This is a genomic window from Bradyrhizobium sp. CCBAU 51765 (assembly GCF_015291725.1).
In the GTDB taxonomy this organism is placed as follows: domain Bacteria; phylum Pseudomonadota; class Alphaproteobacteria; order Rhizobiales; family Xanthobacteraceae; genus Bradyrhizobium; species Bradyrhizobium liaoningense.
Genome location: NZ_CP030038.1, coordinates 3,720,080 through 3,734,169, shown reverse-complemented (window position 1 = coordinate 3,734,169; position 14,090 = coordinate 3,720,080). Strand labels below are relative to the sequence as shown.

At 60.7% G+C, this 14,090-nt stretch carries 17 protein-coding genes and 1 tRNA gene; 7 read left to right on the top strand and 11 right to left on the bottom strand.

Annotated features, from left to right (window positions below):
- Window positions 1-88 precede the first annotated feature (88 nt).
- The 4 genes from XH96_RS17920 to XH96_RS17905 all read left to right on the top strand — a co-directional run bounded on the left by XH96_RS17920 (window position 89) and on the right by XH96_RS17905 (window position 3,210).
- Complete coding sequence (locus XH96_RS17920; RefSeq protein ID WP_194393613.1) at window positions 89-268, top strand: AlpA family transcriptional regulator; 180 nt, start codon at window positions 89-91, stop codon at window positions 266-268.
- The gene (locus XH96_RS17915; protein ID WP_371740122.1) at window positions 229-516 is read left to right on the top strand and encodes a cold-shock protein; all 288 of its coding nucleotides are present in this window, start codon (window positions 229-231) and stop codon (window positions 514-516) included. Before XH96_RS17920 ends, XH96_RS17915 begins: the two co-directional genes overlap by 40 nt.
- Window positions 513-737 carry a hypothetical protein gene (locus tag XH96_RS17910; RefSeq protein ID WP_194393611.1) on the top strand — a complete coding sequence of 75 codons (225 nt, stop codon included), beginning with the start codon at window positions 513-515 and terminating at the stop codon, window positions 735-737. The genes XH96_RS17915 and XH96_RS17910 overlap by 4 nt, the downstream gene beginning before the upstream one ends.
- Window positions 738-810: 73 nt before the next feature.
- Entirely contained in the window at window positions 811-3,210 is a 2,400-nt protein-coding gene (locus XH96_RS17905; protein ID WP_194393610.1) for a bifunctional DNA primase/polymerase, read from the top strand.
- A gap of 165 nt (window positions 3,211-3,375) precedes the next feature.
- Here XH96_RS17905 and XH96_RS17900 read toward each other — a convergent pair whose 3' ends face one another.
- Window positions 3,376-4,989: a PIN domain-containing protein gene (locus XH96_RS17900; protein WP_194393609.1), complete on the bottom strand. Its 1,614-nt coding sequence runs from the start codon at window positions 4,987-4,989 to the stop codon at window positions 3,376-3,378.
- Between the two features lie 321 nt (window positions 4,990-5,310).
- Here XH96_RS17900 and XH96_RS17895 point away from each other — a divergent pair, with 321 nt between their 5' ends.
- From XH96_RS17895 to XH96_RS17885, 3 genes are read left to right on the top strand one after another with little or no spacing between them, the layout of a single operon-like run.
- A complete protein-coding gene (locus tag XH96_RS17895; protein WP_194393608.1) occupies window positions 5,311-5,937 on the top strand; it encodes a hypothetical protein in 627 nt (208 codons plus the stop codon).
- Window positions 5,931-6,689 carry a terminase large subunit domain-containing protein gene (locus XH96_RS17890; RefSeq protein ID WP_194393607.1) on the top strand — a complete coding sequence of 253 codons (759 nt, stop codon included), beginning with the start codon at window positions 5,931-5,933 and terminating at the stop codon, window positions 6,687-6,689. The genes XH96_RS17895 and XH96_RS17890 overlap by 7 nt, the downstream gene beginning before the upstream one ends.
- Window positions 6,686-7,363 (top strand): hypothetical protein, encoded by a 678-nt coding sequence (locus tag XH96_RS17885; protein WP_194393606.1) that lies wholly within the window; start codon window positions 6,686-6,688, stop codon window positions 7,361-7,363. The genes XH96_RS17890 and XH96_RS17885 overlap by 4 nt, the downstream gene beginning before the upstream one ends.
- Window positions 7,364-7,376: 13 nt before the next feature.
- Here XH96_RS17885 and XH96_RS17880 read toward each other — a convergent pair whose 3' ends face one another.
- The 10 genes from XH96_RS17880 to XH96_RS17835 all read right to left on the bottom strand — a co-directional run bounded on the left by XH96_RS17880 (window position 7,377) and on the right by XH96_RS17835 (window position 14,043).
- Entirely contained in the window at window positions 7,377-7,598 is a 222-nt protein-coding gene (locus XH96_RS17880) for a hypothetical protein (protein WP_194393605.1), read from the bottom strand.
- Window positions 7,595-8,470: a serine dehydrogenasease gene (locus XH96_RS17875; RefSeq protein ID WP_194393604.1), complete on the bottom strand. Its 876-nt coding sequence runs from the start codon at window positions 8,468-8,470 to the stop codon at window positions 7,595-7,597. The genes XH96_RS17880 and XH96_RS17875 overlap by 4 nt, the downstream gene beginning before the upstream one ends.
- Window positions 8,471-8,541: 71 nt before the next feature.
- Window positions 8,542-9,228, bottom strand: coding sequence for a hypothetical protein (locus XH96_RS17870; RefSeq protein WP_194393603.1), 687 nt, complete (start codon window positions 9,226-9,228; stop codon window positions 8,542-8,544).
- A gap of 80 nt (window positions 9,229-9,308) precedes the next feature.
- A tRNA-Pro gene (locus XH96_RS17865) sits at window positions 9,309-9,386 on the bottom strand.
- A gap of 112 nt (window positions 9,387-9,498) precedes the next feature.
- On the bottom strand, window positions 9,499-10,077 hold the full coding sequence (locus XH96_RS17860; protein WP_194393602.1) for a MerR family transcriptional regulator: 579 nt from the start codon (window positions 10,075-10,077) through the stop codon (window positions 9,499-9,501).
- 23 nt (window positions 10,078-10,100) lie between these two features.
- Entirely contained in the window at window positions 10,101-10,445 is a 345-nt protein-coding gene (locus XH96_RS17855) for an integration host factor subunit alpha (protein WP_028136003.1), read from the bottom strand.
- 133 nt (window positions 10,446-10,578) lie between these two features.
- Window positions 10,579-11,559 (bottom strand): beta-ketoacyl-ACP synthase III, encoded by a 981-nt coding sequence (locus tag XH96_RS17850; RefSeq protein WP_194393601.1) that lies wholly within the window; start codon window positions 11,557-11,559, stop codon window positions 10,579-10,581.
- Window positions 11,556-12,617 (bottom strand): phosphate acyltransferase PlsX, encoded by a 1,062-nt coding sequence (gene plsX / locus XH96_RS17845; RefSeq protein WP_194393600.1) that lies wholly within the window; start codon window positions 12,615-12,617, stop codon window positions 11,556-11,558. Before plsX ends, XH96_RS17850 begins: the two co-directional genes overlap by 4 nt.
- Window positions 12,618-12,913: 296 nt before the next feature.
- Entirely contained in the window at window positions 12,914-13,483 is a 570-nt protein-coding gene (locus XH96_RS17840; RefSeq protein WP_194393599.1) for a DUF177 domain-containing protein, read from the bottom strand.
- Complete coding sequence (locus XH96_RS17835; RefSeq protein WP_194393598.1) at window positions 13,480-14,043, bottom strand: ubiquinol-cytochrome C chaperone family protein; 564 nt, start codon at window positions 14,041-14,043, stop codon at window positions 13,480-13,482. The genes XH96_RS17840 and XH96_RS17835 overlap by 4 nt, the downstream gene beginning before the upstream one ends.
- Between the last annotated feature and the right edge of the window lie 47 nt (window positions 14,044-14,090).

Genomic DNA, 14,090 nt, shown 5'->3' with positions numbered 1-14,090 from the left:
CGTGCCTTTCGTGTATAATTGCGACTTCCACCCGCCTGCGGCTTGAGTGCCCGCCGGCGGGCTTTTTTGCGTTCAACCCGGAGGCAGCATGTTGACCGTGTCTGAATTCTGCGAGCGCTACCGCATCTGCCGGCGCACGTTTTATCGCCTGCTCGCCAACGGCGACGGCCCACGCGTGGTGAAGGTCGGCAAACGAAGCACCCGCATCAGCGAAGCCGCCGCCGCCGAGTGGATGGCAGCGCGCGAGTCGAGTCCCGCCTGCTCCTAGCTCTCCATCATCAGAAGGAAACACACGTGCCCACCGCAAGAATCACATTCGTCAATGACACCCGTGGTTTCGGTTTTCTGAGACCCGATTCCGAGCGTGACCCGGATCTATTCTTTCACGCGAGCAACGTCGTGGATTTCCATTCAATCGCTGTCGGCGACCGCGTGAAATACGAAGTCCTGCACGACGATCGCAAGCCGGTCGGACGCCAGGCGAAAGCCGTCGCCGTGCAAGTGATCGGCCGATGAGCGAAATCGAACTCGCCATCGGGCACGCAACCGAGCTGCTGCACCGTCATTGTGAACTGTACCGCAAGGAGATTGTGTGCGAGCCGGGCGCCTGGCACCGGCGTGCAAAGGAACTCGCTGAAAATCTGTCGTGGTTGATTTTCTGCAAGGAACAGCAATTGCCGCGGGCGCCAAAGACGCTCCCGCCCAACTACCCCCCGCCGCCACCTTTGCGACCCTGAAAAAGCAAGAGCCCCGCAACGGCAATTGCAGGGCTCTGTATTGACCTGACCGCGCCGATGGAGGGCGCAATCGATGCAACATACATACAGCACCGCTTCCAATTTTGCAACGTTTTTCGAATACGCGCAGCTGCACGCCTTGGCGCTATTTCCGCTCCGAGCCGATACAAAGACGCCGGCATGTGAGCACGGGTTCTACGACGCGACACCTCACCCCACGGACTGGAAAGCCTGGCTGGCACAAGGGCATCAGCTCGGTATCAGCGCCTGCTTGTCCGGACTCGTTCTGCTTGATGTCGACGCGCACGGCGATCGCGACGAGGCATGGATGCAGTTTGCCGCCTGGTGCGCCGAGATCGGCATAGACGTTCCCACGCCCTATGGACATTCGCCGAGCGGCGGATGGCACTTTGCATTCCGCTGTCCCTCCGGCTTCGATCCGCAAAAGCATCGCGGACACTACAAGGTCAGGATCTCGCATTTTCGGCCGGACACGATGCCCGCGGACGATGGCGAGCGAATCTCGGTACGCAATCTTGCTTACAATGTCGCGCCCGGCTCGGCGTTTGGCGGACGTCCGTATCTGCTCGCCGCCAACGCGCCGCCGCCGATCCCGTATAGTGAAAGAACTGCACCGCTGTTCGACCTGTTGAAGCGCCCGGAAGGCGGTTCAATCACCGGACCGGTGCCCGACGCAGTCGGCGGCGTCTCTCACGACGGCATCCGATACGATCAACTTTGCTGGTGGATCGGCAAGAAGGTGGAGCGTTGGACAAGCGGCGCCGAAACGCTGGGAAACGATGAGTGGATCTCAATCGGGAAGCGGATCAAGCTTTCGTTCCCCGGTGAAGATGGGCTGAACGCGTTCCTGGCAATGTGTTGGGCGGACCAACACGAGCTGATCACGCGGCGCTGGTGGAATCCCACCGACTTCAAGACCGAGGGCGAGAACCTTGAGACGCTGCTGGCTCTGTTGAAACGCGACATTACGTGGATGTTTAAGGAGCTTTTCGGTTGTCCGCAGCCTCCGGTATGTCCTGTTCCACTTCCGGTTCAGATCCCCGCCGAAATTCTCGAACGGCTCAGACTCGATCGGGAGCAGTATCAAGCCGCGGTGCTCGGTCCGCTGCCCGATCATCCGGAGTTACCGATCGACCAGGCGCACGCGCTGAACGACTATTGGGCGCATCTGCCGTCCGGCAAAATGATCTATGAGCGGACAAGCGAGTTGTTCAGCGCGAGCAGCGTTGACAAGCACATCGGCCGGGTCAAAGACGCGATGAAAACCGAAGGCCCGGGGACTTTGGCAACCACGTGGCTTTCGCAACACCGGTTCGTCAAATCGATGGGTTGGGCACCTGGCGAACCGAAGATCATCGAAAACAAGGTGCTCACGATCGATGGTTGGATCCGCAGCCCCGGTGACCGGACGTTCAACCGCTATATTCCGTCTCACATTGAACCGGTCGAGGGCGACGTCTCGAAGTGGTTGGACCATGTCCGGTTCGTCTATCCTGGCGAGGCCGAGCACATCGTCATGTGGCTGGCGCACCGCGTGCAGCAACCAGGCGACAAGGTCAACCACGCCCTGATGTTCATCGGCTCACAGGGGATCGGCAAAGATACAATCCTAAAGCCCGCCATCACCGCGATCGGAAGCCAGAACTTCAAGCAGATCACGGCAAAGACTTTCTTCAATTCGGAATGGAACGACTATCTGCAGTCGGTCATCCTTCGAATTAACGAGGTCCACGACCTCGGAGGCGAGTCCCGATATGGCTTCTACGACGCCACCAAGGACGTAATCACCAACCCGCCCGAGGCGCACCGGATCAACACCAAGCACGTGCCGCAATATGCCGCGGTCAATGTGTGCGGGGTGATTATGACGTCGAACCACCACGACGCGCTGTATCTAGCTCCCGACGACCGCCGGCACTTCGTCTGTGTGTCGACCCGAACGCAGGACGATTTCACGCCGGCATATTGGGACGAGATCAACGCGTGGTTCGAGAACGGCGGGAACGAAACAGTCGCGCACTACCTAGCGCACCTCGACCTTTCGACCTTCAACGCAAAGGCACCGCCGCCGAAAACGGCTGCCTGGCACATGGTGGTCGCGGCCGGCGTGGCGCCCGAGAGCAGCGACTTAGCGGACGTGATCGAGACTATGGGCAAGCCCGACGCGCTGACGCTCGCGATGGTCCGTTCGCACACGCCTGGAGACAGTCAGTTGCGGTTGCTGTTCGAGGACGCGAAGCTTCGCCGAGCAATTCCGAAGCGCCTTGCGGAATGCGGTTACGTCGCCGTCTCAAATCCCGACGCTCGGGACAGCGGCGGTCGCTGGCGCATGCCCGGATGCAAGACGACGATCTATGCGCGGCAGGAGTTGACCGAGGACGGTCGCTTGGCGGCTGCTCGGTCGCTGAGCGTGAGCGCAATGGTGCCGCCGCCGATACCGGCGAGGCAATGAGCCTGGGCAGGGTGGGCGCGGTGGGCACGGTTATTTATGTTGTCAGAATCTGAGTTCAATAATGTGTAGACAGGGAAGATAGGGAGAAAAGAGAGCACATAAGAAACCGCGCCCACCGCGCCCAAATGCCCAGAGGTACGGCGATGGTGGAAGGTGCGAGCGGATTTAAGGAGTGGATTCGTAAGGAGCTTTCAGAATGCGGATGAACTCTGGCCTGACCCATCGCAACGGCCCTATCATCTGATCACGGAGCAGACCGTAATTGTCCTGAGTCTTCGCGGCGCCCTGGAACAGATTGGCGGTGCTATTGTCGGCAGGCCAAACCATCGCGGCGGTGGCATTGCCCGGATTGTACCACGAGTCGAGCTTTATCACCGGTACGCCGCTAAAAAAGGGATCAACGTCCCCATAGCGAACGTCAGCATCGTTGGACATTTCCCAATCCACCTCCTGCGTTACCCATCTGTCCTGAAAATAGCGGACCTTGTCCGGTGGCCAAAGATAGAAAAACCGCGGTGTCATCCCCGCCGGAACACTCAACACTTCTCTGCTTTGCATTCTATCGTCGAAGCCCGCCTTTCCGCTGAATTTGACTCGCACAAGCTTTTCTTTTCCGGGAACGAAGGTGGCCAGTCCGGCGATGGTGCAGTCAAAAGGAAGCTTTAGTCTTTTGATGTCCGGTGGCGCCTTGGGTTTGAGCCAGATCTGGTCGCCAACATTTGAGAACCCGGCACTCCAACGGCTCTGCGAATAAGCGTCGCGCCGGGCGTCATCAGGAGTTAGCCCATAGCCCACTTGAATGTTCTGAAAGACCGCAACTGTATCGATAGCACTATTAACATCGCCCTGCCCCTTCCAATAGGAAATCAACACCATGGCGCCAAGTTGAGGGTCCGCGTCGAGCCGCCTCTTTACTTCGGGAGCCAAGCGTGACCACTCGGCCTCAAAGCGCTGGCGTTGAATCCGATCGTTGATCTTTTGCAGTAAAAAGTTCACGCCATCGAACACCAAGGTGGCGGCCTGAAATTTGGCATCGCCGCTCGCACTAGGGCCATGTTCCTGCACAGGCTTGATCGGTGGCCCAACCTCGGCAGTAGTTATATTCGTTTTAGCCCCAGAAGCCCCTGAGCCGCCTTTGCTGGACGTTGTGGTGCGGCCGGACGGCGGACTCGCGGGACCGCCCTTGCTAATTACTTTTGTGCCGCCGGATGGAGGACTGGAGGGTCCGCCTTTGTTTGGTTTGACCGAGGCACTCTGCAACATGCTCAACGGCTTCAAGCCCATTAGCTTCCTGGCCTGCGCGATGCTTTCGGGGCCGCTCTGGCTCTTAATTCCGGAAACTCCCGCAAGGAGAGTGACGCCGAGGTTCTCGGCTCGTTTGGCGAACCGTTCATCAAGGGTCCACAAGCGTGCGTTCAGGGCTTTCGCTTCCGCAGCGATGAAAGCGTCGCCAGGCGTTGTGCTGTCTCGTCTCCCATATTCCTTTATTTGGCCCGGCTTCCCCGGCGCCGGCACATGAGTGATGTTGTCTGCGTAGAAGTCTCCCCGATCTTTGACGCTAGTGGCACCCGCCGGAGGCGTTGTGAGCTGCAGGTCCTTCAGCAACTTTTCGTACCCCATGCGCATTTGGATCGGAGAGTCCCGCACCAGTTCGTTATATGCGGCATGGGCTATGTAAACCTGTTCTCCCGACGCGAGAATTCGCTTCAGAGCTTGGGAAGTGGCTACGTCCCCCCGTGCAATGTTCGTGATCACGTTTTTGTCCAGAAGAATGGTCATTTCCCTGGCTCCCGGAAAGACGTGGGTTCCTTTGCAGCCTTGACCGACGTTTATGATATTTAGTCGCGAGCACAATTCTGCCGGTTCAGCCAAGTTCTTGCTGTCGCAACGCTGCATCAATACGCCCGTTCGTCTCCACCCGATCGCGCCGTTCTGAGCACTCGATTCGACGCGCCTTAGTTCTACTGACTAGTGCTCCGTTACGCTGTGTTACTAACATTGCAGCACTTTTGCTGATTCACGGATTCTTTGGTATGCTGGGGTAAACGTTGGGGTATCGAAACGCGAATTCGCGTGACCAAATCGCAGGTGAGTTGAGTAATGGGCAAGACTGGCCCGAAGTGCAGCATTTGCTCTCACAAGTCCCGGCATCAGATCGAGATTGGACTCGCGCACGGCATCGCGCACAACGCCCTCGCCCGCCGGTTTAACGTTAGCGCTGATGCCGTCGGCCGGCACGCTGCGAACCATGTCAGCCCCGCCATGCGCGCGGCGATCCTGACCGCACAGAAGCCCACCGAGATCGATCTAGACGCGCTGCAAGCGAGCGAGCAGGAAGGCTTACTGTCGCATCTCGTGCACCAGCGCGCCCGGCTGCAACAGCACGTGGCAACCGCGATCGATTTCGGCGACATCAAAGCGGCCATCAGCGCGGAAGGCGCGATCACCGCAAACCTGGCACTCGTCGGCAAGCTATTGGGCATGATCGTGCAGCGCCACGACGTGCGGTCGACGTCGCTCCTGATCAGCGCGGACTACCTGGCCATGCGCCAGGCGATCGTGACCGCCCTACGCCCCTTCCCTGAGGCTGCGCAAGCCGTGGGCGCGGCCCTGCACCGGTTGGAGACGGACGCAGCCGCCGCGATCGCCGCCCGCGCTGGTAAGCCCCCCTTGGTCATCGAGGCCAAGCCCGCCGTACCGCCCTGCCCGGTCCCGCTGCCATGCTGATGGCCGCTGACATAGCTCGGGCGCTGGATCCGGCATTGCTCGCCCGCGACGCGGATATCGAATTGGACGATTGGCAGGCCGATTTCGTCCGCTCCGATGCACCCCAAACCGCCATGTTGATCCCGCGGCAGCACGGTAAGACCGAGGCGAGCGTCATCAAATCTCTATCCGTCGCGACAACCGAGCCGGACAGCCTGATCTTGATCGCGTCGCCGGCACAGCGCCTGTCGGACGAATTTGTGCTGCGGTCCCGCACCACGTACAACCGAATCAGGGATGCTGCGCCCCTCGTAGGGGATGCGGCCCGGCGCATCGAGTTTGCAAACGGCAGCCGCTTACTGGCTCTGCCTGGTGACAACGACGGCGACACCATTCGCGGCCTGGCCAATGTTCGATTGGCTATCATCGATGAGGCGGCGCGCTGTTCCGACGCGCTGATTGCCGCCATCCGCCCCATGCTCGCGACTAATCGGCGTGCGCAACTGGTCTATTTGTCGACACCCAAAGGCAAGCGGGGTGCGTTTTACGAAACCTGGACGTCGCGCGATTCAGAGTGGCATCGCATCCGCGTCGAGCTGGGGGCGTGCCCTCGCATCACACCGGAATTCCTGGCGCGCGAGCGTAAGAACCTCGGTGAGACCAAATTCCGCGAAGAGTACCTTTGCGAATTCCTAGACACCGAAGACGCCGCGTTCTCCACGTCGATCATCGATGCAATGTTCACCAATGAGGTTCGTCCGCTATGGGCATGACGGCAATCAGTAGACGTGAAATCCCTGCCCGCGCGGTCAACCGTTGGTTAGTCGGCGTCGACCTTGGTCAGAGCACCGACCCCACCGCGATCAGCGTCATGAACCATCGCGTCGTGCCGCTGGACACGTGGAAAGAGAACATCAAGGCCGGCTACTGGCGCCAGGACCGGACCGAGCACTTCGACGTGCGTCATCTGGAGCGCCTGCCGCTCGGCATGTCCTATCCGCAACAGATTCAACGCGTGATCAACCTATTGGCTCGCCCGCCGCTCGACGCGCTCAAGCCCAAGCTGGTCATTGACGAAACCGGTGTCGGCCGACCAGTCGGCGACATGTTCGATGCTGCCGGCCTTCACCCAAACAGGATCACCATCACCGCGGGACTCGAGGCGACGCAGCACGGCGGCAGTACCTGGCACGTACCCAAAGGTTTGCTGATCTCGAACCTCGAAGCGCATTCGCACACCGGAGAACTGCGTATCGCGGCAGCCGCGAGCGACGCCGCGGCGCTGAAGGAAGAACTGAAGGACTTCAAACGGAAGATTTCGGAGGCCGGGCGCACGACCTACGCGGCGCGCGTCGGCGCTCACGATGACTTGGTGCTCTCGGTCGCCATCACGCTTTGGATGGCGACGCAGGGGCCGGAGACGAGCAGTTGGGAGCTGCGGGTTTAGAGGCGCGAATCAGTCAAACGCCAAGATCACGTCGATACACGATTGCTGCGCGATCGTCCGATTGGGTATGACTGGGGAACCCGGCCATCGCGTCCAAGGGGAGAACATACTCTTGCGGGCGCACGCTGTCGAATACGTCGCAAAGCCGCAATGCCGCCAGTGCTTCCGGCGAGAACAGGGACTGAGAATTCTCACTCAAGCGGTCTTGCACAACTTTGGCTAGCTGAACGGTCATGTTGGCTCCGTCGTCAAGTGGCTGTGCAGGTAGAATGGCAAGCCCATCCTATCGGTGTAGGCGGTTAATAAATCATTATACGCTCTGATTGCCGACCTCAATACTGTATCGTTTGAATAATCGTCGATCTCCAGCTTTAGTTCCTGAAGCTTCGCAAGGTTGAGCGCACGACCATGCGAGAACCATTTCTTGTGATCCGAAAGTGCCGCGGCGATTTCTGCGGCCCGGGCAGTCTTCTCGTCGTCGGTGACGGCGGCGCCTGGGTTGGTTGTGCGATGCTTATTCCAATCTTTGAATTTGTATTGCACCAACCACTTTTTGAGGAGATCGATAGACAGATCCCGGGCCTGCTCGAACAGCGCGAGCTTTGCCAAATCCAAGCCCTTGAGGAACACGACGTCGGCAGGACTAAGCGAGTTCTTCTGTGTGATCTCGGCCACCTTGTCGAGGTAACCCAAGGCGGCAACGTAGCCGCTCCCATCTGACGCCATGATCTGCGGATCAATCGGACCAAGAGAGGAAGAATAGTCCATATGGATCTTATCGCCAGACATGCAGAATATCGTGCCTGCGGACATGGCGAGATCCGGCACGATGAAGTTGACGGTGTCATAGTGCTGGCGGACCACTGTCACATAGCGCTCTGCTGTCTCCGCTGATCCGCCCGGCGTCCTAAGAACGATCGACAGACACTTTTCCTTACGCTGGCTCTTGGCTTGAACCTCTTCAACGAAATTTCGGAAAAGACGAAAGTATTGCGGATGGATCTGGCCGAAGTAGGAGACAACATCAGACTTGAGCGTGCTTTCGAGCTCTCGCGCCTTGATGTTGATGTGATGGATAATCGTATGATCTAAATCGTGCGGATTCATAAACATCTCGCGCAAAAACAACTTGCGGTATCATGATTCTGCCACCGCGACAATTGGCCGTACATACCCGCCTAGAAGGGAATGCCGTCGTCCTCGGTCTTGGATTGTTTGGGAGGAGAAATTTGTTTCGGTTTTGAAGGCGGCTCCAGCGCCTTAGTTTCGTTCTCATCCTTCTGAAGCGACAGCACCTTCACGATTCGACCTAGCCGCTCTATTGCCGGATCAAGATTCGTCGCACCCTTGCCGATGGCACTGGTTAGCTCAAGCCAAAGAGCCATAGCAGCCTCGGTTCGCGTGCGATCGCGATCAACTTCCTCCTGAAGATTGTTGATCCGCCGAATCAATGCCTCGCGTTTGCTAAGTGGCAGATGGTCCGCATCAAAGACGATCTTTCGTATGGCGGTGAGATGGCCACCGATCTGAGTTTTGAATTCCTGAGACAACGATAAGACGGCAACGTTTTGCTTCTTGCGGATTGAACTCTTCAGCCGCACCGAAATCTTGTAAGTATCGACAGCCCGTTGGAACTCTTCAAACCAATCGACAAATTCCTCCTCTGCCTGTGGAGGACGTGAGTACTGGAAGGCGATAGGGCGGTGGTCGAGGAAAGCGACCATGTGGGTGGCGTAAGATCTTTCGGCGTCCCAACTGTTGTTGGTTCGCGCCTGCTCCATCGATGCCCGGACGATCGATTCATACTGAACAAATGCTAACTCATCATCCTCGGAGAGATTGTCCAACTCCTCGTCAGTGATCATGCTTATCCCTTCAGCCGAGAACCGTTACCCCAATCGTTACCTTGTGGAAAATCCGGACGCCCTGAAATCCGGCTAAGTGTTGGTCGGAGCGAGAGGATTTGAACCTCCGACCCCTAGTCTCCCAGACTAGTGCGCTAACCGGGCTGCGCCACGCTCCGAACGTCGTTCCATTAGCTAGGATCGCCGCTTTGCGCAAGGCGAGGCCGCAGCATTTTGGTGTATCCGCCCAAAGCACGCGGAACTGCCGGCAAGCCGGTGGGACCACCGCCCCTAGCCGTCCTTCAGCGCCTGATCCAGCATCTCACGGCAGGCGACGAGGTCGGCGAGCGCCCGGCCCAGGCGCTCCCGGTCCAGCGCGCTGGGGCCGGCGGGCGCGGCGGGGGCGCCGCCCTTGCGGAAGGTGGTGAGGATCTCCTCGTCGTCGATCTCGCTGAAGCGGAAGTCGATGCCTTCCTCTTCGTTGCCCTGGTAGTCGTCATCGTCGGTGTCGGCGACGCCCTTGATGGGCGCCTCGTCCTCGGGCTCCATCAGGCTCGCGCCGATGGCGTCCTCGATGGCGCCGAAGGAGACCGCGGCCGCGCTGTCGGCGAGGCCCTGCACCGATTTGACGCCGTGCTCCTTCAGGATCCGCTGCACGCCGCGGATGGTGTAGCCCTCGCCGTAGAGCAGCCGGCGGATGCCCTTGAGCAGGTCGACGTCGTCGGGGCGGTAATAGCGGCGGCCGCCGCTGCGCTTCATCGGCTTGATCTGGGAGAACCGGGTCTCCCAGAACCGCAGCACGTGCTGCGGAATGTCGAGTTCCTGCGCTACTTCGCTGATGGTTCGGAACGCATCCGGCGCCTTGTCCAAATGCCAAATCCTTTGCGAAAGGGTTACGCCTCTTGTTGAGCCTTGCTGGTGGCGTCGCCATTGGCGCGGTGCTGGCCGTTGATCCGCTGCTTCAGGATCGCCGACGGCTTGAACACCATGACCCGGCGCGGCGAGATCGGCACCTCGGTACCGGTCTTCGGATTACGGCCGATGCGCTGACCCTTCTTGCGCACCATGAAGGACCCGAACGAGGACAATTTCACCGTCTCGCCCTTTTCGAGGCAATCGGTGATCTCCTTCAGCACGAGTTCCACGAAAGCGGACGATTCCGTGCGCGACAGCCCTACCTTCTGGTAGACGGCTTCGCAGAGATCGACACGCGTTACGGTTTTACTTTGATCGGTCATCGCCCTGCCCCACATCACGGCGAACAATTGTTGTCTGAAATTATGAGGTTACGACACGGCGGTCAACAGCGCTCATCAATGCAGACGCATCGATAATCGGCACTGATTCCGGCAAAATTTTATCGACTGCGGCTTACCAGCGCACCAGCGCGGAGCCCCAGGTGAAGCCGCCGCCCATCGCCTCCAGGAGAACAAGGTCACCCTTCTTGATGCGGCCGTCCTTGCGCGCCTCCGACAGCGCCAGCGGGATCGAGGCGGCGGAGGTGTTGCCGTGGCGGTCCACCGTCAGCACCACCTTTTCCGGCGGGATGTGGAGCTTGTGGGCGGAGGCGTCGATGATTCGCTTGTTGGCCTGGTGCGGCACGAACCAGTCGATGCTGTCGGCATTGAGCCCGGTCGCCTGGAAGGCGTCGACGATGACGTCGGTGATCATGCCGACCGCATGCTTGAAGACCTCGCGGCCCTCCATGCGCAGATGGCCGACGGTCTGGGTCGAGGACGGGCCGCCGTCGACGAACAGCTTTGCCTTGTGGCGGCCGTCAGAACGCAGATGCGTGGTCACGACGCCGCGGTCGGTCGCGGCATTGCCGGGCTGCTCCTGCGCCTCCAGCACCACCGCCCCGGCGCCGTCGCCGAACAGCACGCAGGTGCCGCGGTCGTTCCAGTCGAGGATGCGCGAGAAGGTCTCGGCGCCGATCACCAGCGCACGCTTGAAGGCACCGGTGCGCAGGAAGTTGTCGGCGGTGGCAAGCGCGAACACGAAACCCGAGCACACCGCCTGAAGGTCGAAGGCCGCGCCGTGGTTGATACCGAGCGCGTGCTGCACGGCGACGGCGGTCGCCGGGAAGGTGTTGTCCGGGGTCGAGGTCGCCAGCACGATGAGGTCGATCGACTGCGCGTCCATGCCGGCATCGCGGAGCGCGGCCTGCGCCGCCTTGATCGCCAGGTGCGAGGTGAACTCGCCCTCCGCCGCGATGTGCCGCTCGCGAATGCCCGTGCGCTGAACGATCCACTCGTCGGAGGTGTCGATGCGGGCCGCCAATTGGGCGTTGGTCACCACCTGCTCCGGCAGATATGAGCCGCAGCCAAGCACGACCGAACGAATTTGAGTCACGAAACATCCTCCGGCGCGGGCTGCACGAAACTGAGTGCACCACCCTCGCGGTTGAGCATCTGATTGATCTTGTTCAGGAGATCGTAGTGAGCCATCTCATAGCCAACATCGATCGCATAGGCAAAGCCTTCGGCGTTGGTTCCGCCGTGGCTCTTGACCACCACCCCCCTCAGTCCCAGCAGCACGCCGCCATTGGACTTGTTGGGGTCCATCTTGTCGCGCAGGGCCTGGAAAGCGCTGCGGGCGAAGACATAGCCGAGCTTGGAGAGCCAACTCCGCTGCATCTCGTTACGGAGCAATTCCGCCATCTGGCGCGCGGTTCCCTCGGCGGCCTTGAGCGCGATGTTGCCGCTGAAGCCCTCGGTCACGATGACGTCGGCCAGCCCCTTGCCGATGCCATCACCCTCGACGAAGCCGATATAGTCGAGCTCCGGCAGGTTTCTCGACCGCAGGATCTCGCTGGCCTCGCGGATCTCCTCGTGGCCCTTGATCTCTTCGGCGCCGATGTTGAGCAGCCCGACCGTCGGCCGCTTCTTGTTGAACAGCACGCTCGCCTTGGCTGCGCCCATGACCGCCATCGACACCAGATGGTGCGCATCGCCGCCGAGGGTGGCGCCGAGGTCGAGCACGACGGATTCGCCGCGCATGGTCGGCCATATCGCCGAGATGGCCGGGCGGTCGATGCCCGGCAGCGTCCGCAGGTGGAAGCGCGCCATCGCCATCAGTGCGCCGGTGTTGCCGGCGGAGATCGCGACATCCGTCTCGCCCTTCTTGACCGCATCGATCGCGAGCCACATCGAGGAGGTCTTGCGGCCGCGCCGCAGCGCCTGGCTCGGCTTGTCCTCCATGCTGACGGCGACGTCGGTATGGACGATCCTGGAGGCGGCTTTGAGCTTCGGGTGCTTGCCGAGTTCGGGCTCGATCCTGGCGCGGTCGCCGACCAGCAGGAACTCGGTATCGGGATGCCTGCCAAGCGAGATGGCGGCGCCCGGAATGACCACGGCGGGGCCGACATCGCCCCCCATGGCGTCCAGCGCGATGCGAACCTTGCTTGGCATAAAAGTCCTGGAAACCTGGTCTGGTGCGGTCTTGAGCTAGCGGGGCCGCAAAATGAATTCGCCACGGACATGGCGATCGGTCAGGCGCCTCGCCGCACCCGGACCGGGGCGCGACAATAGCGTTTTGTTACCCCGAAACAACCTCTTGCCCCCAGCCTTTTGCATTTGGGGCGATGCGGCCTCGTATCCCGGATTGAGCAGGAAAGACATTGAAATCAGAAGGATAAATGCTTCTTTCAAACCATCAAGGGAAATGCCTTGCGTCCCCTCGCAAGGCGGGCACAAGCGGAAATGCCCTATTGGCCCTTCTTCTTGTCGTGAAGCGCCTTCAGCACCGCGAAGGGATGGTCCTCGGGATCGGGGGCGGTGACCTCCGTCTCGAACACGGCCCCCTCCTTGCGCGGATACGGATCGATCGCCAGGAACAGGGCGTCGGTGGCGAGCCGGCCGAGGTCGATGATGCCACCAGCGATCGGCTCAGGAGGATCGGCGACCTCGGACGGCCCTTCATCGTCCTGCCCCTCCTCGATCAGATCGGCCAGGCGCCGTGCCTCTGCCTCGGGGGCGAACATCAGGTCGACCTCCTCCTCGATCTCGCTCTCGATCGGATCCAGCGTGACGACGCAGGTCTGGCCGATCCGGCCGCGAACAAGCCCCGTGACATGGACCCGCCCACCGCTTTTCGGCACGACATCGAAGCTGGCATGCGCGGACAGGATCTCCCGCACGCCGGCGAGCGCCGCCATGGCCTGCCGCTCGGCCGCTGAGGCCTCGAGCTCGCGATGCAGGCCTGCATCGGGGATCTGCGCAACGATGACGGGTGCCCGCCAGGGATCAGGCTCGGATCCGGCATTCGGTCGGCTCATGGCGTGACATCCTCGGGGAGTGCTGGAGGAAACTTGAAGGAGGCGCGCAGCAGCGCGGCCTCGTCGGTCCGGCTAAGCTCGGCTTCACTGGCCCGGGCATAGGCCGCGAGCTGCTGGGCCTGGCCGAAGCCGGTCCCATTCAAGATATTCTTGCAGATCGCCGATGCCAGCGCCTCGCCGCCGCCTTCCATCGCCTGGTCATAGGCCTGGACGCGACCGTAGAACGCCTCGCCGAAGGCCCGCATCCGCTTCGGCACGGTCTGGTCGCCCACTCCCATCTCGCGCAGATTGTCGTCCATGTCCTCGCAGAAACGATCGAACAGCGCCTGGGACAGCTCCGTTGCGCCTGCAGTGCCGCCTTGGACCGCGCGCAGGCGGCGTAGCAGCAGCCAGAGATGCAGCAGCAACAGGTCGAAACGCCCGTTAACCGTATCGGGCACGCCCAAGTCTCGGTAAAATATGGGTTCTCGCGCCTGCGTCACGATCATGCCATAGATGGCTTCAATGGTGCCCGGCGGGGTTAGTCGGGGTTTCCTGAAGTGATTGAACGGCCAAAGCATTGTGGTTTCCGCAAGCGGGCGCGCGCGTGTTGCATTCAGAGCCTCCG